Source organism: Calidifontibacter terrae (genome assembly GCF_054778835.1).
This window is the reverse complement of sequence record NZ_BAAGZF010000007.1, coordinates 266,147-285,466: the sequence shown is the minus strand read 5'-3', so window position 1 is coordinate 285,466 and position 19,320 is coordinate 266,147. Positions and strand designations below refer to the sequence as shown.

Genomic DNA, 19,320 nt, shown 5'->3' with positions numbered 1-19,320 from the left:
TCAAAGGAACCTCGCGACGAGTTCCTTCATGATCTCGTTCGTGCCGCCGTAGATCCGTTGCACTCGCGCGGCCGCGTACATCCGGGCGATCGGATATTCGGTCATGTAGCCGTAGCCCCCGAAGATCTGCAGGCACCGGTCGACGACCTTTCCCTGCATGTCGGTGCACCAGAACTTCGCCAGCGACGCGCCCTCCGCGCCGAGCTTCCCCTCGACGTGTTGGGCAATGCAGTGGTCGACCAGGGTGCGGGCCGCCAACGCGTCGGCGCTGCATTCGGCCAGCACGAAGCGGGTGTTCTGGAAACCGAGCAGGTTCTTGCCGAATGCTTCCCGTTCTTTGGCGTACGCCAGCGCCTCGCGCAGCGCGGCCTCGCACGCGGCGGCGCCACCCACCGCGATCGAGAGCCGCTCCTGGGGCAACTGGTTCATCAGCTGCCCGAACCCCTGACCCTCAACCTCGCCGAGCAGGTTCGCGGTCGGCACCACCATGTCGGTGAACGACAACTCTCGGGTGTCCTGCCCATGTCCGCCGATCTTGGCCAGCACCCGGCCCCGCTCGAAGCCGGGCAGGTCGGTGGTCTCGGCGACGATCAGCGACAGCCCCTTGCCGCCGGGCTCGTCGCCGGTGCGAGCCACGATGATCAACAGGTCGCAGTGAGTTCCGTTGGAAATGAACGTTTTCGAACCGTTGATGACGTAGTGGTCACCGTTTCGGACGGCCTTGGTGCGGACGCTCTGCAGGTCTGATCCGGTGCCCGGTTCAGTCATCGCGATCGCGCAGACCAGCTCACCCGAGGCCATGCCCGGCAGCCACTTCTTCTTCTGCGCCGCCGAGCCGTACTCGTTGAGGTAGTGCGCGCAGATCGTGCTGTGCACCTGGTTGGCCCAGGCGTCATCAGCGGCCATGGCCTGCTCGGCGATGATCACCGCCTCGTGACGGAAGTCGCCGCCACCTCCGCCGTACGCCTCCGGAATGGAGATGCACAAGAGGCCCGCGCTACCCGCCTTGCGCCAGAAGTCGCGGTCGACGCCGTGCTGGTCGGCCCAGCGCTCCAGATTCGGGACCACCTCCTTCGCGATGAAGGTGCGGGCGAGGTGTTGAAGGTCGGTGAGCTCCTCGTTCATCCACGGCGATCGGTAGTCATCCAAGATCATTTGGTGACCACCTCGTCACCTCGGGGCCATCCGGATCGAACCGTCCAGCCGGATGACCTCACCGTTCAGCATCCGGTTGGAAATGATGTGTGCGGCCAAGTCGGCGTACTCGGCCGGGTTGCCGAGCCGGGAGGGGAAGGGCACCTGCTGGCCGAGCGATTTCTGCGCTTCTTCGGGCAGGCCCTGCAACATCGGGGTGAGGAACAGACCCGGCGCAATGGTCATCACCCGGATCCCGTCACGAGCCAGTTCGCGGGCGATCGGCAAGGTCATCCCGACCACGCCACCCTTCGACGCGGCGTACGCGGCCTGGCCGATCTGACCGTCGTACGCGGCGACGGACGCCGTGTTGATGATCACGCCGCGCTCGCCGTCCTCGCCCGGCTCGTTCTCGCGCATCACAGCGGACGCGAGACGAATCATGTTGAATGTGCCGCCCAGGTTGACCTGGAGGACCTTCATGAAGGCGTCCAGCGAGTGCGGGCCTTCCTTGCCGATCACCTTCGCGGCGATCGCGATGCCGGCGCAGTTGACGACGCCGGACAGCGGGCCGCCCTGCTCACGGGCAACGTCGATCGCTTTCTGGACCTGCTGCTCGTTCGTCACGTCGGTCTCGACAAAGACCGAACCGGCCGGTCCGTCACCCGACAGGTCGGCGACGACGACATTGGCGCCGCGCTCCAGCAGGGTCTTGGTCGTGGCCCCACCGAGGCCGGACGCTCCGCCGGTGACGATGAAGGTCTTGTTCTCGAAATCCATTGCTGCTGCTCCTCGTTCGACGTTCGGTGCGAGTTTCGGGCCAACTCGTCCCGGTCGGCTGCTCGCCCCTGACGACGGTAGCGCCGCAGTCGGCAAGGCGGGCGTTGGGTGCAGCGAATGTTCGGGCGCGGACGGCTCAGAAGCCCGGGAACACCGTACGAAGTTCGTCGAGGGTGACGTTGCCCGTCACCGACACCTCGGCCGGCGTGTATTCCGACCGCAGCCGGCCACTGATCAATCGCAGTGCGGCCTCGGCCGGGCCCTCGAACGCGGCCGTCGGCCCGTCGACCGGTGTCACGAGCTTCACGCTGTCATCGATCGCCAAGCCGTAGCCGGAGTCGGCCACGGCCAGGACGACGGGCTCGCTCAGGAGGTCCGCCTTCCCGACGAAGCCCAGCAGCACCCCGAGGTCACCGGAGAACTGCTCGAGGAGAACGGGGGTGCTGGTGCCGAGCAGTCCGGCGCTGTGGTCGAGACCGACGCGGACGTCCCAACTGTGGTGAGCGACCTCGTTGAGTCGAAGTCCGGCGTAGGTCGCGACCGACACCGGCGCCGGCAGGAAGCCAATCGGCACAGACACCGAGTCGTGCTGCTCCGGGGTCAGCGCTTCGAGCGCCGCAACCAAGCGGGCGTTGTGGTCGAGAAACCCCGATCGCTGGTCGGCCGGTGACATCGCATCCCAGCGATCCCAGACGGACCGGTTGAAGTCGTCGGCCGGCGCTTCGCCCTCACCCAGCGCGGCGTGCAGGCTGGCAAGGCTGATCTCGGACCCGCTGCCGAGGTGGGAAAGAACCTGAGCGATCGTCCAATCGGTGGCGCCGGACGGGCCGTTCAATTGTTCGTCGCTCAGCGCGGTCACCAGGTCGGTGAGGGTGTCGTGTTCGTGGCGGAGTGCATCAATCGTTCCTGCTGCGAGGGTGCTCATGCCGGGAGTAACCGCGCCCAACCGGTCCCTGTTCCCAAGTCTTCCTATCGGCCGACCAGGATCGTCTCAAGCTGCGCCAACGCCTTGCTCGCATAGCCGTTCCACATCGCCCCAAAGACGGGCATGGCCAAGCGGCCGACCGTGGTCGGTGTGACGAGCCAGGTCCAGGTGATCCGTGTTCCGGTCCCCGCGGCTTCGAAGTCCCATCTCCCGATCGCCGAGGTGACCAGCGGCTTCATCGCACCCGTCACCTGGCTGATCGTGTAGCCGAACGAATCGGGACGATCGACTCGGTCGAGGGTCTCGAGCATCGTTCCGCCGTCGGTAAGAACGATCGTGCGAGTCTGGCCGGCCGAACCCCACTGCCCGACCTGTCCTCGTACGTCCTTGATTGGCGGGATCGCCAGGCTGCGCCGGGCGAACACCTCCGGTAGCGGATGCACCAGCACCCGGTCGAAGGTCTCCTCGAGCGGAACCGGGACAGCACGGGACTGGGACAGCTTCACGATGGCCATGCGGTCAGCCTCGCACGGCTGCCGAGTTGGCGGCGGCTAGCCGACTGAGACCTCGAGTGCCGCTCGGAATCGATGCTGAGGTGTGTGCAGAGGTGTGTGCAAACGTCAGCTCCGGCCGGGCCTGATCCATTCGCCGGTGAACCCCAAGACCCGGCTGCCGTCCAGATCGGCCAGCGAGGTCGACACGAACGCGCGGGCGGTATCCGAAGTCTGCCAACGGAATTGGTAGGTCGGGCTGGTCGCCGCGTCGGCGATCGCCCGGCCCGCATCGGCCGGGCTCTGGGCGTTGGCGAAGGCTCCCGCCGTACGAGACAGATAGGCGTTCTGCAGATCGGCATAGGGGCCGACCGCGGGTGTCCTGTTCGCGTTTTCAACAAACAAGCTCGCAACCGCGGCCGGCTCGATGACGCTGACCCACACCCCCATCTCGTGGGCGACGACCGCCAGCGACTGCATGAGCCCCTCGACCGCGAACTTCGCCCCGCAATAGGCGTCGGCGAACGGCTGACCGACAACGCCACCGACGCTCGTCACCGTCAGGATGCGACCGCTGCCCCGCTCACGCATGGTCGGCAGGACGGCCTTCGCCAGGCGTACGGGGCCGAGATAGTTCACCGCGAGCTGCGCCTCGATCTCGTCCATCGTCAGGTCTTCGGTGGTTCCGACCGCGCCCTGACCGGCGTTGTTGATCAGGACGTCGATGGCACCGAATTCGGCGGCGATTTCACCGAGGCGGTCGCCGCTGTCGGCGTCGGTGACGTCGAGGGCCCGCACCGACACCGTCACGCCGGCCTGTTCGGCCGCTGTCTGCAGCGCCCCGGCTTTGTCGGGGCTGCGCAACGTGGCCACGACGTCGAAACCGCGCCCGGCGAGTTCGACGGCTGCCGCGAGTCCCATGCCGGACGAAGCCCCGGTGACCACAGCGATCTTGTTCGACATCTGCTGCTCCTGAGCGCTCGACGAATCGGCCCGAAGAGGGTCGTGACAACCCTAGTCCGGCCGGTTGGGCCATTTCCTATCTCACTGGTCGGGATTATCTGGATTAAACATGACACCAAGCTATGGATTGAATAACTTCCTGTGATGTCACCGCAATGCCACAAGGAGTCCGACATGACCCGCACCTCCCGTACGCACCTGCTCACCACCGCTGTCGCAGGCCTCGGCATCGCCCTGGTGGCTACCGGCTGCGGCAGTGCCAGTGGCACCCAGAACAGCGGAAAAGTGGCGATCGTCGGATTCTCCGTTCCGAAACCGGCGTACGACGCCTTGGGGTCTGCCTTCGCCAAGACCGCCGACGGCAAGGGCACCACCTTCTCCGGCTCGTACGCCGCCAGCGGCAGCCAGAGCAAGGCAGTCGCCAACGGACAGAAAGCCGACTACGTCGCTTTCTCGGTCGGGACAGACATGAGCCGCCTAGTGCCGAAGTTCGTCGCCGCCAGCTGGGACACCGACGCGAACAAGGGCATCGTCTCCAGTTCGGTCGTGGTCCTGGTGGTCAAGAAGGGCAACCCGGAGCACATCACCGGCTGGGCCGACCTGGTCAAGCCCGGCGTCAAAATCGTCACGCCCGATCCCGCGTCGTCGGGGTCGGCGAAGTGGAACATCCTGGCGGCGTACGAACAAGCGATCTCCCGCGGGCAGACCCCAGCGCAGGCCAAAACCTATCTCTCGCAGCTGTTCAAGAACGTCGTCAGCAAGCCGAGCAGTGGCGCCGACGCAATGACCACGTTCACCCAGGGCACCGGCGATGTGTTGCTGTCATACGAGAACGAGGCGATCGCTGCCCGCCAGTCCGGCCTGCCGGTCGACTACGTGGTTCCGCCGCAGAGCGTTCTGATCGAGAACCCCGGCGCGGTCACCACCAAGGCCTCCCCCGCCGCGAAGAAGTTCCTGTCGTTCGTCACCAGCGCCGACGGCCAGAAAATCTTCGCCAGCAAGGGATACCGACCGGTCAACGACATCGTCGCTCCCGGAACCGTCGCCGGCGCGAACAACCCGGCCAACCCCTTCCCGAAGGTCGCGCAGTTGACCACGATCGCCGACCTGGGTGGCTGGAAGAAGGTCAACACCGACTTCTTCGACAAGAAGACCGGCATCGTCACCACCGTGGAGAACGCGTCGGGATGACCGCACTCGACCAACGACCGACCGTGACCGCTGCCGGCGACAAGCCCGCGGCCGCCGCGGCGGCTGAAGCCCTTCGCGCGCCGCTCGGCCCGTGGTCCGGGCTGGGGTTGGGCACAGGCGTGCTCTGGCTCAGCCTGCTGGTTCTCCTCCCGCTCGCGGCGGTCGTGGTCAACGCCACCTCCGGCGGCCTGGGCCAGTTCTGGGCCAACGTCACCGCACCCGGGGCTATCGCGGCGCTACGCCTGACGGTGCTCAGCTCACTGCTGGTCGGCCTGATCAACGCGGTCATGGGAACCCTGCTGGCTTGGATTCTGGTGCGAGACGCCTTCCGCGGACGGCGCGCGGTCGACCTGATCATCGACATCCCGTTCGCGCTGCCGACCATCGTCGCGGGGGTGGTGCTGCTGAGCGTCTATGGCAGCGGCAGCCCGGTGGACCTGCTCGGCAGCCAGAAGGCGATCGTCTTCGCGCTGCTGTTCGTCACGCTGCCGTTCGTCGTACGGTCGGTGCAGCCGGTGCTCATGAGCCTGGACCTCGAGGCCGAACAGGCCGCGACCTGCCTGGGCGCCTCCGGTTTCACCACGTTCCGGCGCATTGTGTTGCCGGTGATTTTCCCGGCGGTCGTCTCCGGCGCGGCGCTGGCCTTCGCCCGGGCGATGGGCGAATACGGGTCGGTGCTGCTGATCTCCGGTGGCCTGGACAAGACCCGCGTCGCCTCGATGTATGCCTTCCAGCAGATCCAGAACTTCGACTACGCCGGGGCCGCCGCGACCGCGACGGCGCTGCTGGTCGTCAGCCTCGTGGTGCTCGCTGCGGTCGACGTCCTGCAACGCAGGGTGGCTCGCCGTGGCTTCTAGTCGCTCCCGGTTAGCGCTGCGCGGCGCCGGGCTGGCGTACGTCGGTGTGTTGGTTCTGATCCCACTCATCGCCGTCACCTGGCGCACTGTGTCGGGTGGGGTAGGTCAGTTCTGGACCTCGATCACTGCGCCGGAGGCGCTGGTCGCGTTTCGACTGACGGCCGAGGTCGCCATTCTGGCGGTGATCTTGAATCTGCTGTTCGGGGTCGGGATGGCGACCCTGCTGACCCGCTACCGGTTCCGCGGTCGGCGGCTGCTCGGAATGCTCACAGACCTGCCAATCTCGGTGTCCCCCATTGTCGTTGGCCTGGCGCTGATCTTGGTCTACGGACCGGTCGACGGGTGGTTCGGGCCAGGTCTGGCGACCGCAGGGATCTCGGTCATCTTCTCGATTCCCGGGATGGTGCTCGCGACCGCATTCGTCTCACTGCCACTGATCCTGCGCGAAGTGGCGCCGGTGTTGATACAGGAAGGCACCGACCAGGAGGAGGCGGCGCGGGTTCTGGGCGCGAACGCCTGGCAGACCTGGTGGCGGATCACCTTGCCGACCATCCGCCCTGCGCTCTTCTACGGGATCGTGCTCTGCCTTGCCCGCTGCATCGGTGAGTTCGGCGCCGTTCGCGTGGTGTCGGGTGGCGTGAGCGGCGATGGCCAGACCCAGACGGTCCCGTTGTTGGTCGCCGAGCGGGTCGAACAGTTCGAACCCGGCTCTTACCAACTGTCATTCGTGCTGGTGCTCGTCACCATCCTGGCGATTTTGGCTGTCTCCCACCACCGGAAAGGAACGCTGCGATGAGCATCGAGATCAAGGGAGTCGTCAAGACATTCGGCAGCTTCACCGCCCTCGACGGGATCGACTTGGACATCCGCGACGGCGCACTCACCGCGCTGCTCGGCCCCAGCGGCGGCGGCAAGTCGACGCTGCTGCGGATCATCGGCGGCCTCGAACCGGCGGACAGCGGGATCGTACGGATCGGTGGCCAGGACATGAGCGAGGTCCCGGCGCAGCGGCGCGGGGTGGGCTTCGTCTTCCAGCATTACGCCGCGTTCAAACACCTGAGCGTCTACCGCAATGTTGCCTTCGGGTTGGAGATCCGCAAGCGCCCCAAGGACGAGATCCGCAGGCGGGTCCACGAGCTGTTGGAGTTGGTCCACCTCGACCAGTTCGCCGACCGCCTCCCGTCGCAACTGTCGGGCGGGCAGCGTCAACGGATGGCGCTGGCGCGGGCACTGGCCGTCGAACCGTCGGTGCTCCTGCTGGACGAGCCGTTCGGCGCACTCGATGCGAACGTCCGCAAGGAACTGCGCGACTGGCTGCGCCGACTGCACGACGAGGTCCATGTGACAACGGTCTTCGTCACCCACGACCAGCAAGAGGCCCTCGAGGTGTCCGACGAGATCGCCGTCATCAACCACGGCCGGATCGACCAGGTGGGCAGTCCGACACAGCTCTACGATCACCCGGCGAACGAGTTCGTGATGGGCTTCCTCGGGCCGACCACGCGGCTCGGTGGTCGACTCACTCGGCCGCACGACATCGAAGTTCTCACCAACGCGACGGCCGGCGCCACCCCAGCCCGGGTGCGGCAGGTCGTACGGATCGGGCATGAGGTGCGCGCCGAATTCACCGCCGGTGACGAGACGCCGTGGGCCCAGCTGACCCGCGGTGAGGCGGAAGCGTTGCGGCTGCGCGACGGCAGTGACGTGTGGGTCCGAGCAATCCCCACCCCGCTACACCCGTAGTAAAGGATTCCGGTCGTTATAGCGACCACTTCCGTAGCCTGGCGTCCATGACGCAGTTGCCTCACCCGATCACCGGTGACCTCTTCCCCTCCCCGGTCCGCCCGGGGACGGGCTGGCCTGGCGACCCGGCCGGACAGCGGACGCCGGTGGCTCGGGATGCCGCCGCGGTCGTCGACTTGGCAGCGCGGTCCCGCGACGTGAGGCAACTCGACGCCCGGATCTCGCTCTGCCGCGCCTGCCCCCGACTGGTCGATTGGCGCGAGCAGGTCGCCGAGACCAAGCGGGCGTCGTTCGCCGACCAGCCCTATTGGGGTCGCCCCGGCCCCGGCTTCGGCGACCCCGCTGCCGAGTTCTTCATCGTGGGCCTGGCGCCGGCCGCGAACGGCGCGAACCGCACCGGGCGAATGTTCACCGGCGACCGCTCCGGCGACTGGTTGTTCGCGGCGCTCCATCGAAGCGGTTACGCCAGTCAGCCGACGGCGACGCACGCCGGTGACGGGCTCGAGCTGCGCAACATGAGGATTGTGGCGACGGTGCGCTGCGCGCCGCCGGACAACAAGCCGACCACCAACGAACGCCACCGTTGCGCGCCCTGGCTCGACCGCGATCTGGAACTGGCGACCCCGCGACTACGGTCGATCCTTGCCCTCGGCTCGATCGCCTGGGACGCGACTCTTGCCTCGGCAAGGCGGCTGGGTTGGGAAGTCCCGCGTCCGAAGCCGAAGTTCGGACACGCGACGACCGCGTTGCTGCGCAACGAAACCCGCACCGTACGGCTGGTCGGGAGCTACCACGTCAGCCAGCAGAACACCTTCACCGGGAGGCTCACCGAAGAGATGCTCGACCACGCGATCGGACTGCTGGCCAACCAGGGCTGATGCTCAACCGGGCTGAGCCCGGGCTGATTGTGCTCGCTTGAGCAGCACAGACCGCTCGCCTTCATTCGAGGTCGCCGCGGCTGCGGCCCGGAAACTCGTGGCCGCCTCTGCGCCACGGCCAGCCCGCTCCAGCAAGTCCCCCCGCACGCTCATCAGCAGGTGGGAGTCGGTGAACACAGCATCGTCGATAGCGGCTAACACGGCGAGGCCCGCTGCGGCGTCGTAGGCCCGCCCGTGGGCAACCGCCCGATTGACTTCGACGATCGGACCTGGCGCGGCCTCGGCCAACAGGTCGTAGCAGCGCGCGATCGCCGGCCAGTCGGTCTCGCCGGCCACCGCGGCCCGCGCATGCATCGACGCGATGGTCGCCTGCAGGAAGTAGCGGCCGACCGGACGACCGCGAGCGCCCAATTCACGAGCCCTCGCCAGCGCGGCCAGACCCCGCCTGATCAGCAGGGCGTCCCACCGACTGCGGTCCTGGTCATCCAGCAACACCGGGTGACCAGCGCCGTCGAGCCGGGCCGGAATGCGGGAAGCCTGAAGTTCCAGTAGCGCCTGCAGGCCGTGAGTTTCGGGTTCCTCAGGCACCAACTCGGCGAGCATCCGAGCCAGTCGAATGGCTTCGCCGGTCAATTCGGGTCGCATCCAGTCCTCGCCCGCCGTCGCGGTGTAGCCCTCGTTGAAGACGAGGTAGATCACCGCCATCACGTCATCAAGGCGAACCTCCCGCTCGGCGCCGACCGGCAGCTCGAAGTCGGCGCCGGACTCCTTCAGAGTCTTCTTCGCGCGCGAAATCCGTTGTCCCATCGCCTTTTCGGTCGACAGGAAGCCGCGCGCGATCTCGCTGGTGGTGAGGCCACCGACGACACGCAGGGTGAGCGCGGCGCGCGATTCCGGCGACAGCAGGGGGTGGCAAGAGAGGAAGATCAGCCGCAGCACGTCGTCCTCGATGAAGTCGACCTGACCGGTGAGGTCGGGCATGACGCTCACCTCCTGCCGGTGGCCGAGTTCTTGGGTTTTGCGCTGCAGCGTGGCCGCGCGCCGGAACGTGTCGATACCGCGACGCTTGGCGATGCTCATCAGCCAGGCGCCGGGGTTGGCGGGAACACCGCCAGTCGGCCACTGTTCGAGGGCGCTGACCAGCGCGTCCTGCGCCAGGTCTTCGGCGAGGTCGAGATCTCCGGTCATCCGGGTGAGGGCGCCGACCAATCGGCCCGACTCCGCGCGCCAGACGGCCGCGATCGCGGCATCTGTGGCGGATTCGGTCGTGGAGGTGCGCTCGGAGGTGCCCTCAGCAGTCGGGTCGTCGCTCCGGTCGGCCATACGGCCAGCGTACGGACCCACTTACGGACCGGCGGTTGTCCGTCATCGGCGTTCGATCATCAAACGCCGACGACGGACAAGCGGCGGGTCATTCGGTCGGTGCGTCAGGACCGTCCGAGATCTGGCGCATGGTGGCGACCATTTCGCACTCCGGCCAGTGCGTTGCGTGCAGCGCAGCGAACTCTTCCTGGCCGGCGATCGCGGCCTCGACCGAGTCGTACTCGGTGATCGCCCAACCGCCGACGACCTCCTTGGCCTCGGCGTAGGGCCCGTCGACCCGGGTCACCTCGCCCTTGCGAACCACGAAGTTGATCGCGTCCTCGGTGCCATACAAACCGCCGCCATCCAGGAAATGACCTGCGGCAGCCTGCTCGCCGATGTACTTGTCCATCGCGTCGAACAGCGCCTTCGGCGGCATGCCGCCACCTTCGACCATCCGTACGAATCCCATGAAACGAGGCATGTCCTGCTCCTGTTACTCGGTGGGTCACCGCGGTTCGGTGACCGACTCACCCCTACGTCGGACAGCCTGCCGCGTTTTCGACATGGCGACGACAATCTTTTTTTCCCGGGCGTGGGGAGCCGGGCGGATGGGTCAGATTGGTTCGAGGATGCGGCGCAAGAAGTCCTGCGTACGCGGGTTCTGGGCGTTGGAGATGACCTGCGCCGGCGGCCCCTGCTCGACGATGAGTCCGTTGTCGATGAATAGCACCTGATCGGCAACCTGCGCCGCGAACTTCACCTCATGGGTGACGATCACCATCGACCACCCTTCGGCGGCGAGGTCGCGCATCACCCGCAACACATCACCGACCAGTTCCGGGTCGAGCGCTGAGGTCGGCTCGTCGAAGAGCACCAGTTCGGGCTTGAGGGCGAGCGCCCGGGCGATGCCGACGCGCTGCTGCTGGCCACCGGAGAGTTGGTAGGGGTATTTGCTGACGTGGTCCGAGAGGCCCACCTTGTCGAGCAATTCCAGCGCCTGCTCGCGGGCTTGCGCGGCCGGCACTCCCTGAACCACGACCGGTCCCTCGGTGACGTTCTCCAAGGCCGTGCGGTTCGGGAACAGGTTGTAGCTCTGGAACACCATCGCGCTGCGGTCGGTGAGCCGGGCAATTGACGCGCGCTGCTGCTTGGGCAACTGGCCGCGCTTGCCGGGGTGGACCTGCCCGAAGTCGACGCTCACATCGTTGATCGAAACGGTTCCGGATTCGGGTAATTCGAGTCCGTTGAGCGAACGCAACAGGGTTGTCTTGCCGGATCCGGACGGGCCGAGGATGACCGTGACCGTGCCCTCCTCGACGGTGAACGAGATGTCGTCGATCACCCGGTGATCGCCGAACGACTTGCGCAGGTTCTGAACCTTCAAGAGTTGTCTCATGCGACGAACCTGCTCACTCGCTTCTCGATGCGGGCTTGGATGAACGACAAGACAACGCTGATCAGCCAGTAGTAGATCGCGGCCAGGCCGTAGAGGGTGAAGAATTTGAACGTCGGCGCGGCAGCGATCTGCGCCTGCCGGAGCAACTCCACGACCAGGATGGCCGAGGCGAGTGAGGTCGATTTCACCAAATCGATGAGGGTGTTGGACAGCGGAGGAACAGCGGTGCGGGCGGCCTGCGGAATGATCAGCCGGCGCAGCGTGGTGCGGTGGTCCATCCCGATCGTGCGCGCCGCTTCCCACTGCCCGCGGGGCACCGACTGGATCGCGGCCCGGATGATCTCCGCGCCGTAGCCGGCGACGTTGAGTGAGAACCCGATGACGGCCGCGGTGAACGGCGACAGTTTCCAACCGAACTGGGGCAGCCCGAAGTAGATCAGCAACAGCAGCACCAACACCGGAATCCCGCGGAACACCGAGACGAAGAGCCGGGCCGGGAGGAATGCCAGCGGGTTGGTCGACATGCGCGCAACCGCGACACCAAGGGCGATCAACAGACCGATGATGAAGCTGACGATGGTCAGCGGGATAGTCACCTTGATCGCCGCCCAGGCCATCGGCCAGGCGTTGTCCTTGGCGATCTGCCAGTCGGTGATCGGCTTGGCGTCGGGGTTGAAGTACTTGTCGTACAACGTCTTGGTCGTGCCGTCGGCCTTGAGCTGGGCGATCCCGGCATCAAGTTGCGGCATGAAGCCCGAGTTCTTCCGCGCGGCCAACACCGACTCGGACCGATCGGCGGTCTCCGCAACGATCTTTACGCCGGGGTCGCTCTGGGTCGCCATGAAGTTGCGGACCGCGAGCTTGTCGTTGACCATCACATCGACGCTGCCTTGGCGCAGGTTCTGGATCGCCTTGTCCATGCTGTCGACACCGACGACGGTGGCGCCGTTCTGCTTGGCGACGTCGGCCCAGTTGCTGGTCAGGTTCTGCGCCGCCCGTTTGCCCTTCAGGTCCGACAGTCCCTTGATCGAAGTGTTGTTGTTCGCGACGACCACGACACCGGTCGTGTCGATGTAGGGGGTCGACAGGTCGTACAACGCCTTGCGTTGCGGGTTCTCGGTGACCTGGTTGGCGACGACGTCGATGCGGCCCGCGCCCAACGCGGCGAACATCGAATCCCACGGGACCTCGACGAACTGCACGTCGATGCCGAGCTTCTGGCCAAGAGCGCGCATGAACTCGACGTCGAAGCCGGTCAGCTTGTCACCTTGATGGAAGCTGAACGGCGGGTAGACGCCCTCGGTGCCGACTCGCAGCACCTTCGGCAGACCGGCGGCGTGGGCGGTCGCCGGCGCTGCCGAAGCGGCCGTCGCACCCCCGAAACCCAGCAACGAGGTGATCGCGACGAGCAGTGCGAACAGCACTGCGACCGCACGCGATGTTTTGTGACCCATGACGAACAGTTAACTCCTGCCAAAGGTTCCCGCGCCAATCCATCGGCGCCCATCCGTGGGATCCTCGACCGATCTTCCGTGACTAGGACCACATTCGCTTCTCGGGCTGGCAGGCTCGACCCATGAAAAGCACCATGCAGACCTCCAGCCTGAACATTGCCGGGCTGCTCGAACACGGCACCACGGTCCACGGCGAGTCCAAGTGCATCACCTGGACCGAGAATGGACCGCGGGAGACGACGTACGCCCAGATCGGCATCGAGGCGCGCAAGCTGGCGAACGCGTTGCGCGGGATGGGCATCGACGCGGATCAACGCGTCGCGACCTTCATGTGGAACAACGCCGAGCACCTCACCGCCTATCTGGCGGTGCCGGCCATGGGCGCGGTCATGCACGCCTTGAATATCCGACTCTTCCCCGAGCAACTGATCTATGTGGCGAACCACGGTGCGAGCGAGGTTGTCGTCGTCGACAACAGCCTCGCCGAGCCGTTCTCCAAGCTCCTTGCTCACCTGCCGAAGATCCGTCGAGTGATCGTCAACGGCCCGATTCCGGACGCCGTACGAGAGGCGCTTGGCGCGCCTGAACACGTCGAGGAGGTCCACGACTGGACCGAGCTGATGGCCGATCAATCAGACGAATTCGTTTGGCCGACAAGCGAGCTCGACGAGATGTCCGCCTCGTCGATGTGCTACACCTCCGGCACCACGGGCAACCCCAAGGGCGTCGTCTACAGCCACCGCTCGAACTACGTCCACGCCGTGTCTTGCGCGCAGTCACTGGAACTGACGTCGTACGACCGCACCTTGGTCGTCGTGCCGTTGTTCCACGCGAACGCGTGGGGTTTCCCCTACAGCGCGATGGTCGCGGGCAACACGCTCGTCATGCCCGACCGCTTCCTGCAGCCCGAACCGCTGTTGCGGATGTGCGGCGAGCTGGCCGTTACCACCGGCGCGGGGGTGCCGACCATCTGGAACGGCATGCTGCAACTGCTCGACGGCAAGGGTGGCGATGTCTCCCACCTGCGCCGACTCGTATCGGGCGGCTCGTCCTGCCCACCGGCGGTGATGAAAGGCTTCCAGGAGCGCCACGGCGTGGAGGTCATCCAGGCCTACGGCATGACCGAGACTTCACCGCTGGTCAGCGCGGCCAACCCGCCAACCCGACTTGAAGAGGGCTCCGACGAATACTGGCGCTACCGCCTCTCCCAGGGCCGCTTGATCGCCGGCGCCCGGGGCCGGATCGTCGGACCCGACGGCGAGGTGAAGCCGTGGGACGGTGAATCGATCGGCGAACTCGAACTGTCCGGACCGTGGATCACCGCCGCCTACTACTCCAACGGAACCGAGTCCGAAGCCGAACTCGCAGACATGGCCAGCAAGTTCGAAGGCGAATGGCTGCGTACGGGTGATGTCGGCACGATCAGCTTTGACGGCTTCATCTTCTTGTCCGACCGCGCGAAGGACGTCATCAAGTCCGGCGGCGAATGGATCTCCTCGGTCGACCTCGAGGACCTGTTGATGGCCCACGACGATGTCATCGAGGCCTCGGTCGTCGGCGTGCCCGACGAGAAGTGGGGCGAACGCCCGCTGGCGGTCGTCGTCGTCCGCGACGGAGTGAGCGTCTCGATGGAAGACCTGCGCGACCATCTGGCCGCCCACCTCGCGCGCTGGCAGGTGCCCGACCGCTGGGCGTTGATCGACGAGGTGCCCAAGACGTCGGTCGGCAAGTTCGACAAGAAGCGGATCCGCGCCCAGTTCGCTGACGGCGATCTAACGGTCAGCCGCACCCAGATGCCAGCGGAGTAGCCACCGCTGCGATCAGCGGGCCGTGCGCGAGGTCGACCACCAGAAACCCCGCGTACGCCTGCTGTTCGCCGGTTGGCCATTCCAGCGGGGTGCGCAGCGCCTCGTCCAGATCGAAAACACCTGCCTTCACCAACGCCTCCCCGCGTACGAACGACCGGCCGGAGCGGCCCATCGCCAGTTCGGTGTCGGGCGCGCCGGCCTCGATATCGATGCCCACCGGACCGGCTGAAGCCGCGACGGCCGCTACCCACCCGCCGGTATGTGACCACGACACCGCCAGGTCCGAATCGATGATCCGCGGCCGACCGTGTGGCCCCCCGCAGCGCTCGCAGCGCTGCTCGAAGCGGGCATCCGGAACCCCCAGCGCGGCCGCTGCTCGCGCCGCGAGCGCGCGAGCAGCGACGAAGTCGTCCCGATCCTGAGAACGCAGAAGGCGCGACCATCTGTCCCGCTCAGGGGCGGACAGATGATCCGGCGACAGACCGCTCCCGCTGGGTTCGATCAGGATCACTGGGTCCACCGCTCCATTGTCGGGGGTAGGCATCAAGATCGCGTCAACGCCCGTCAATGCCACCTCAAGGTGCGCTCCGCCACGGGCGGGCAGGCGTTGCCTGGTGTCATGGTCGAAAATCTGGCGGCCGCATTCGTCGCCCTCGCTCTGGTCGGATACCTGCTTTATGCGCTGATCCGCCCGGATCGGTTCTGAAATGTCCATGCCCCTGACGACCGTGGCTTTCGTCGCCAGTGTGGCGGTTCTGCTCGCCGCCCTCCACATGCCCTTGGGCAACTGGATCCACCGCGTCTTCACCGACGAGCATGACTGGGCACCCGAGCGATTCGTCTACCGGCTGGTCGGCGTCGACCCCCGGGCCGAGCAGTCCTGGCCCAGCTACGCCGTCGCCTGCGTGTCCTTCGGTGTCGTGTCGGTCGCGCTGCTGTTCGCGGTGGTGATGGGCCAGGCGATGTTGCCCTGGGACTTCGGCCGAGGGCAGGACTGGCATACCGCGCTGAATACCGCCATCTCCTTCACCACCAACACCAACTGGCAGTCGTACGGGGGTGAGAGCGGCGCCGGCTACAGCCTGGCGACTGTCGGCCTCACGGTTCAGAACTTCGTCTCCGCCGGAACGGGTCTCGCAGTCGCCATCGCCCTGTGTCGCGGGCTGTCCCGCGACCGCGTCGGAACCATCGGCAACTTCTGGGTCGATCTGGTCCGCGGCTGCCTGCGCGTGCTGCTCCCGCTGGCGGCCATCGGTGCGCTGGTCCTGCTCGCCGGCGGGGTCATCCAAAACTTCGACGCACCCCACTTGGTCTCCACGCTCACCGGCGGCCACCAGAGCATCCCGGGCGGTCCGGTGGCCTCGCAGGAAGCGATCAAACTCGTCGGCACCAACGGTGGCGGCATCTTCAACGCCAACTCCGCCCACCCGTTCGAGAACCCGTCATCGTGGACAAACCTCGTCGAGATCGTCCTGCTGCTGATGATCCCGTTCGCCCTTCCTCGGACGTACGGGCTGATGGTCGGCGACCGTCGCCAGGGTCGGGTCCTGCTGGTCACCATGGCCTCGCTGTTGATGCTCACTACCGCGTTGGCGGTGTGGGCCGAACAGGCCTCTGCCCACACCACCGGTTTCGGCGCGATGGAGGGCAAGGAGGAGCGCTTCGGCGTCGTCGGTTCGATCATCTTTGGGTCGGCCTCGACCGGCACCTCGACCGGATCGGTGAACGCCATGCACGACTCAATGAGCGCGCTCGGCGGCGGCCTGATGATGACGAACATGATGCTGGGCGAGGTCTCCCCCGGCGGTGTTGGAACTGGTCTCTACGGGCTGCTGATCCTGGTTGTGGTCACGGTGTTCATCGCCGGCCTGATGGTCGGCCGCACGCCCCAACTGCTCGGTAAGTCGATCGGCAGGTGGGAGATCACCTGCGCCGCGCTGTCCACGGTCGTCACTCCGGCGTTGGTGCTGATCTCGACGGGCGTTGCCTTGCTCGTCCCGGCAGCCCGAGCCGGACTGCTGACCTCGGGCCCCCACGGTCTGTCCGAAATGCTCTACGCCTACACCTCCGCGGCCAACAACAACGGCTCAGCATTCGCCGGACTTACCGCCGACCAACCCTTCTTGAACCTGACGCTCGGCTTCTGCATGTTCGTCGGGCGGTTCGTGCCGATCGTTCTGGTGCTGGCCGTCGCCGGGTCGCTGGCTCGGCAACAGCGACGCCCCGCGACTGCCGGCACCATGCCGACGCACGGGCCGGTCTTCGCCGGCCTGCTGATCTCGATCGTGCTGGTCGTCGCCGGACTCACCTACTTCCCTGCCCTTTGTCTCGGACCCATCGCGGAGGCCCTGTCGTGACCACGCCCCTGCTCGTCACCGCGTGGCATGCCCTCCCCCAGGCGTTGCGCAAGCTGGACCCGCGCCATTGCGTCCGATCGCCAGTGATCTTCGTCGTCTGGGTCGGATCGGCGATGACCACGCTGCTGGCCATCGCCAACCCGTCGGTCTTCGCCATCTCGATCACCGCCTGGTTGTGGCTGACGATCGTCTTCGCAAACCTGGCCGAGGCCATCGCAGAGGGCCGCGGAAAGGCGCAGGCCGAAGGGCTGCGCAACTCTCGGCGTACGACAGTGGCTCGCCGGTTGATCGACTCCGGCCAGGAGCAGGAGGTTGCCGGAACCGACCTACGGATCGGCGACCGGGTCGTAGTCGAGGCCGGCCAGGTAATCCCCGGCGACGGCGACATCATCGAAGGCGTCGCCTCGGTCGACGAGTCGGCCATCACCGGCGAATCCGCCCCTGTCATTCGCGAGTGTGGCGGCGATCGCTGCGCGGTGACGGGCGGCACAACCGTGTTGTCCGACCGGATCGTGGTTCAAATCAGCAGCAAACCGGGCGAGACCTTCGTCGACCGGATGATTGCACTGGTCGAAGGAGCACAACGGCGCAAGACACCCAACGAGATCGCCCTGGGCATCCTGCTCACGACCCTGACCTTGATCTTTCTGCTCGCCGTCGCGGCCATCCAACCCATGGCGTCGTACGCGGGCAGCCGGCTTCCGCTCGTCGTTCTGGTCGCGCTCCTGGTCTGCCTGATCCCCACCACGATCGGAGCTCTGCTGTCGGCCATCGGGATCGCCGGGATGGATCGACTGGTGCAACGCAATGTGTTGGCGATGAGCGGCCGAGCGGTCGAGGCGGCCGGCGACGTGTCGACCCTGCTGCTGGACAAGACCGGCACCATCACCTTTGGCAACCGGCAGGCGACCGACAGCATCCCCGCGGATGGAGTCGAACACAGTGTGCTGCTGCAAGCAGCACATCTCTCGTCACTGGCCGATGAGACGCCGGAGGGTCGATCGATCGTCGACCACGCGCTCGCCCAGGGAGTGACAGCGCGCCCAGCCGATGTCGCCGAGCTGACCGCGGCCGGTGCGCAGGTCGTGCCGTTCACCGCCCAGACGCGGATGTCCGGTGTCGACTTCGCCGACGGGTCATGTGTGCGCAAGGGCGCGGGGGCCGCGGTCGATGACTGGATTCAGAAGCAAGGCGGTCACTCCAGCGCCGACATCGCCGCCAACATTGATCGGATCAGCGGCGCCGGTGGCACACCTTTGGTGGTCGCCGAACGCGACGCTGCCGGGACCGCCCGCGCGCTCGGCGTCGTCCACCTGAAAGACGTCGTTAAGCCCGGGATGGCGGAACGGTTCGCGCAACTGCGCGCGATGGGGATCCGTACGGTGATGGTCACCGGCGATAACCCGCGCACCGCGGCGGCGATCGCAGCAGAGGCTGGGGTCGACGACTACCTCGCTGAGGCCACGCCCGAGGACAAGATGCGCCTGATCAAGAAGGAGCAGGACGGCGGCCGGATGGTCGCGATGACCGGTGACGGCACCAACGACGCCCCCGCGCTGGCCCAGGCCGACGTCGCAGTGGCGATGAACACTGGCACCTCCGCAGCGAAGGAGGCTGGCAACATGGTCGACCTCGACTCCGACCCCACCAAGTTGATCGACATCGTGCGGATCGGAAAGCAGCTGTTGATCACCCGCGGCGCCCTCACCACCTTCTCGATCGCAAACGACGTGGCTAAATACTTCGCGATCCTTCCGGCGATGTTCGTCGCGATTCACCCCGGTCTCGGGCGCCTAAACGTGATGCACCTGCACAGCCCGCAGACCGCGATGCTCTCGGCCGTCATCTTCAACGCCCTGGTGATCGTCGCGCTGATCCCGTTGGCGCTCAAGGGTGTTCGCTGGCGACCGTTGGCCGCGGCCGCGGTCTTACGCCGCAACCTACTGATCTACGGCGTCGGTGGCGTCATCGCGCCCTTTGCCGGGATCAAACTCATCGACCTCGTGTTGTCCATCGCCCCCGGAATGAAGTGATTCTC

19 protein-coding genes are annotated in these 19,320 nt (G+C 66.4%); 9 read left to right on the top strand and 10 right to left on the bottom strand.

What is annotated here, in order from left to right; genetic code table 11:
- From ACYU98_RS12885 to ACYU98_RS12865, 5 genes are all read right to left on the bottom strand, one after another.
- Positions 1-1,155 (bottom strand): acyl-CoA dehydrogenase family protein, encoded by a 1,155-nt coding sequence (locus ACYU98_RS12885; protein ID WP_460468618.1) that lies wholly within the window; start codon positions 1,153-1,155, stop codon positions 1-3.
- A 15-nt stretch (positions 1,156-1,170) separates the two neighbouring features.
- Positions 1,171-1,914 (bottom strand): 3-hydroxyacyl-CoA dehydrogenase, encoded by a 744-nt coding sequence (locus ACYU98_RS12880; protein WP_460468617.1) that lies wholly within the window; start codon positions 1,912-1,914, stop codon positions 1,171-1,173.
- A gap of 136 nt (positions 1,915-2,050) precedes the next feature.
- Positions 2,051-2,839: a maleylpyruvate isomerase family mycothiol-dependent enzyme gene (locus ACYU98_RS12875; RefSeq protein WP_460468616.1), complete on the bottom strand. Its 789-nt coding sequence runs from the start codon at positions 2,837-2,839 to the stop codon at positions 2,051-2,053.
- 44 nt (positions 2,840-2,883) lie between these two features.
- Positions 2,884-3,354, bottom strand: coding sequence for an SRPBCC family protein (locus tag ACYU98_RS12870; RefSeq protein ID WP_460468615.1), 471 nt, complete (start codon positions 3,352-3,354; stop codon positions 2,884-2,886).
- A 105-nt stretch (positions 3,355-3,459) separates the two neighbouring features.
- A complete protein-coding gene (locus ACYU98_RS12865; protein ID WP_460468614.1) occupies positions 3,460-4,293 on the bottom strand; it encodes an SDR family NAD(P)-dependent oxidoreductase in 834 nt (277 codons plus the stop codon).
- Between the two features lie 174 nt (positions 4,294-4,467).
- Between ACYU98_RS12865 and ACYU98_RS12860 the strand changes: the two genes are divergently transcribed.
- The 5 genes from ACYU98_RS12860 to ACYU98_RS12840 are packed head-to-tail and all read left to right on the top strand — an operon-like array spanning position 4,468 to position 8,962.
- Positions 4,468-5,484, top strand: a complete 1,017-nt coding sequence (locus tag ACYU98_RS12860) for an extracellular solute-binding protein (protein WP_460468613.1) — start codon at positions 4,468-4,470, stop codon at positions 5,482-5,484.
- Positions 5,481-6,341, top strand: coding sequence for a sulfate ABC transporter permease subunit CysT (cysT, locus tag ACYU98_RS12855; protein ID WP_460468612.1), 861 nt, complete (start codon positions 5,481-5,483; stop codon positions 6,339-6,341). Before ACYU98_RS12860 ends, cysT begins: the two co-directional genes overlap by 4 nt.
- On the top strand, positions 6,331-7,137 hold the full coding sequence (locus ACYU98_RS12850) for a sulfate ABC transporter permease (protein ID WP_460468611.1): 807 nt from the start codon (positions 6,331-6,333) through the stop codon (positions 7,135-7,137). The genes cysT and ACYU98_RS12850 overlap by 11 nt, the downstream gene beginning before the upstream one ends.
- Positions 7,134-8,084, top strand: coding sequence for a sulfate/molybdate ABC transporter ATP-binding protein (locus ACYU98_RS12845; protein ID WP_460468610.1), 951 nt, complete (start codon positions 7,134-7,136; stop codon positions 8,082-8,084). Before ACYU98_RS12850 ends, ACYU98_RS12845 begins: the two co-directional genes overlap by 4 nt.
- Before the next feature lie 47 nt (positions 8,085-8,131).
- A complete protein-coding gene (locus tag ACYU98_RS12840) occupies positions 8,132-8,962 on the top strand; it encodes a uracil-DNA glycosylase (protein ID WP_460468609.1) in 831 nt (276 codons plus the stop codon).
- 3 nt (positions 8,963-8,965) lie between these two features.
- Here ACYU98_RS12840 and ACYU98_RS12835 read toward each other — a convergent pair whose 3' ends face one another.
- From ACYU98_RS12835 to ACYU98_RS12820, 4 genes are all read right to left on the bottom strand, one after another.
- Positions 8,966-10,285, bottom strand: coding sequence for an RNA polymerase sigma factor (locus ACYU98_RS12835; RefSeq protein WP_460468608.1), 1,320 nt, complete (start codon positions 10,283-10,285; stop codon positions 8,966-8,968).
- Positions 10,286-10,373: 88 nt separating this feature from the next.
- Positions 10,374-10,748 (bottom strand): YciI family protein, encoded by a 375-nt coding sequence (locus ACYU98_RS12830; protein WP_460468607.1) that lies wholly within the window; start codon positions 10,746-10,748, stop codon positions 10,374-10,376.
- Between the two features lie 132 nt (positions 10,749-10,880).
- Positions 10,881-11,663 carry an amino acid ABC transporter ATP-binding protein gene (locus ACYU98_RS12825; protein ID WP_460468606.1) on the bottom strand — a complete coding sequence of 261 codons (783 nt, stop codon included), beginning with the start codon at positions 11,661-11,663 and terminating at the stop codon, positions 10,881-10,883.
- Positions 11,660-13,117: an ABC transporter substrate-binding protein/permease gene (locus ACYU98_RS12820; RefSeq protein WP_460468605.1), complete on the bottom strand. Its 1,458-nt coding sequence runs from the start codon at positions 13,115-13,117 to the stop codon at positions 11,660-11,662. Before ACYU98_RS12820 ends, ACYU98_RS12825 begins: the two co-directional genes overlap by 4 nt.
- 122 nt (positions 13,118-13,239) lie before the next feature.
- On the opposite strand from ACYU98_RS12820, the gene ACYU98_RS12815 reads away from it, so the two are divergent.
- Positions 13,240-14,925, top strand: coding sequence for a fatty acid--CoA ligase (locus ACYU98_RS12815; protein ID WP_460468604.1), 1,686 nt, complete (start codon positions 13,240-13,242; stop codon positions 14,923-14,925).
- Here the strand turns inward: ACYU98_RS12815 and ACYU98_RS12810 are convergent.
- Positions 14,897-15,445 (bottom strand): 4'-phosphopantetheinyl transferase family protein, encoded by a 549-nt coding sequence (locus tag ACYU98_RS12810; protein WP_460468603.1) that lies wholly within the window; start codon positions 15,443-15,445, stop codon positions 14,897-14,899. The genes ACYU98_RS12815 and ACYU98_RS12810 overlap by 29 nt on opposite strands.
- 60 nt (positions 15,446-15,505) lie before the next feature.
- On the opposite strand from ACYU98_RS12810, the gene kdpF reads away from it, so the two are divergent.
- Genes kdpF through kdpB form a run of 3 tightly spaced genes read left to right on the top strand, consistent with a single transcriptional unit; the run spans position 15,506 to position 19,315 of the window.
- Positions 15,506-15,631, top strand: coding sequence for a K(+)-transporting ATPase subunit F (gene kdpF / locus ACYU98_RS12805; protein ID WP_460468602.1), 126 nt, complete (start codon positions 15,506-15,508; stop codon positions 15,629-15,631).
- A 1-nt stretch (position 15,632) separates the two neighbouring features.
- Positions 15,633-17,282, top strand: coding sequence for a potassium-transporting ATPase subunit KdpA (gene kdpA, locus ACYU98_RS12800; RefSeq protein ID WP_460468601.1), 1,650 nt, complete (start codon positions 15,633-15,635; stop codon positions 17,280-17,282).
- Positions 17,279-19,315, top strand: a complete 2,037-nt coding sequence (gene kdpB, locus ACYU98_RS12795; RefSeq protein WP_460468600.1) for a potassium-transporting ATPase subunit KdpB — start codon at positions 17,279-17,281, stop codon at positions 19,313-19,315. Before kdpA ends, kdpB begins: the two co-directional genes overlap by 4 nt.
- Positions 19,316-19,320: the final 5 nt, after the last annotated feature.

Excerpts from the sequence above, each read along its gene's own strand:
- ACYU98_RS12885 (WP_460468618.1), bottom strand. The coding sequence starts at position 1,155 with ATGATCTTGGATGACTACCGATCGCCGTGGATGAACGAGGAGCTCACC.
- ACYU98_RS12880 (WP_460468617.1), bottom strand. The coding sequence starts at position 1,914 with ATGGATTTCGAGAACAAGACCTTCATCGTCACCGGCGGAGCGTCCGGC.
- ACYU98_RS12875 (WP_460468616.1), bottom strand. The coding sequence starts at position 2,839 with ATGAGCACCCTCGCAGCAGGAACGATTGATGCACTCCGCCACGAACAC.
- ACYU98_RS12870 (WP_460468615.1), bottom strand. The coding sequence starts at position 3,354 with ATGGCCATCGTGAAGCTGTCCCAGTCCCGTGCTGTCCCGGTTCCGCTC.
- ACYU98_RS12865 (WP_460468614.1), bottom strand. The coding sequence starts at position 4,293 with ATGTCGAACAAGATCGCTGTGGTCACCGGGGCTTCGTCCGGCATGGGA.
- ACYU98_RS12860 (WP_460468613.1), top strand. The coding sequence starts at position 4,468 with ATGACCCGCACCTCCCGTACGCACCTGCTCACCACCGCTGTCGCAGGC.
- cysT (WP_460468612.1), top strand. The coding sequence starts at position 5,481 with ATGACCGCACTCGACCAACGACCGACCGTGACCGCTGCCGGCGACAAG.
- ACYU98_RS12845 (WP_460468610.1), top strand. The coding sequence starts at position 7,134 with ATGAGCATCGAGATCAAGGGAGTCGTCAAGACATTCGGCAGCTTCACC.
- ACYU98_RS12840 (WP_460468609.1), top strand. The coding sequence starts at position 8,132 with ATGACGCAGTTGCCTCACCCGATCACCGGTGACCTCTTCCCCTCCCCG.
- ACYU98_RS12835 (WP_460468608.1), bottom strand. The coding sequence starts at position 10,285 with ATGGCCGACCGGAGCGACGACCCGACTGCTGAGGGCACCTCCGAGCGC.
- ACYU98_RS12830 (WP_460468607.1), bottom strand. The coding sequence starts at position 10,748 with ATGCCTCGTTTCATGGGATTCGTACGGATGGTCGAAGGTGGCGGCATG.
- ACYU98_RS12825 (WP_460468606.1), bottom strand. The coding sequence starts at position 11,663 with ATGAGACAACTCTTGAAGGTTCAGAACCTGCGCAAGTCGTTCGGCGAT.
- ACYU98_RS12820 (WP_460468605.1), bottom strand. The coding sequence starts at position 13,117 with ATGGGTCACAAAACATCGCGTGCGGTCGCAGTGCTGTTCGCACTGCTC.
- ACYU98_RS12815 (WP_460468604.1), top strand. The coding sequence starts at position 13,240 with ATGAAAAGCACCATGCAGACCTCCAGCCTGAACATTGCCGGGCTGCTC.
- kdpA (WP_460468601.1), top strand. The coding sequence starts at position 15,633 with ATGTCCATGCCCCTGACGACCGTGGCTTTCGTCGCCAGTGTGGCGGTT.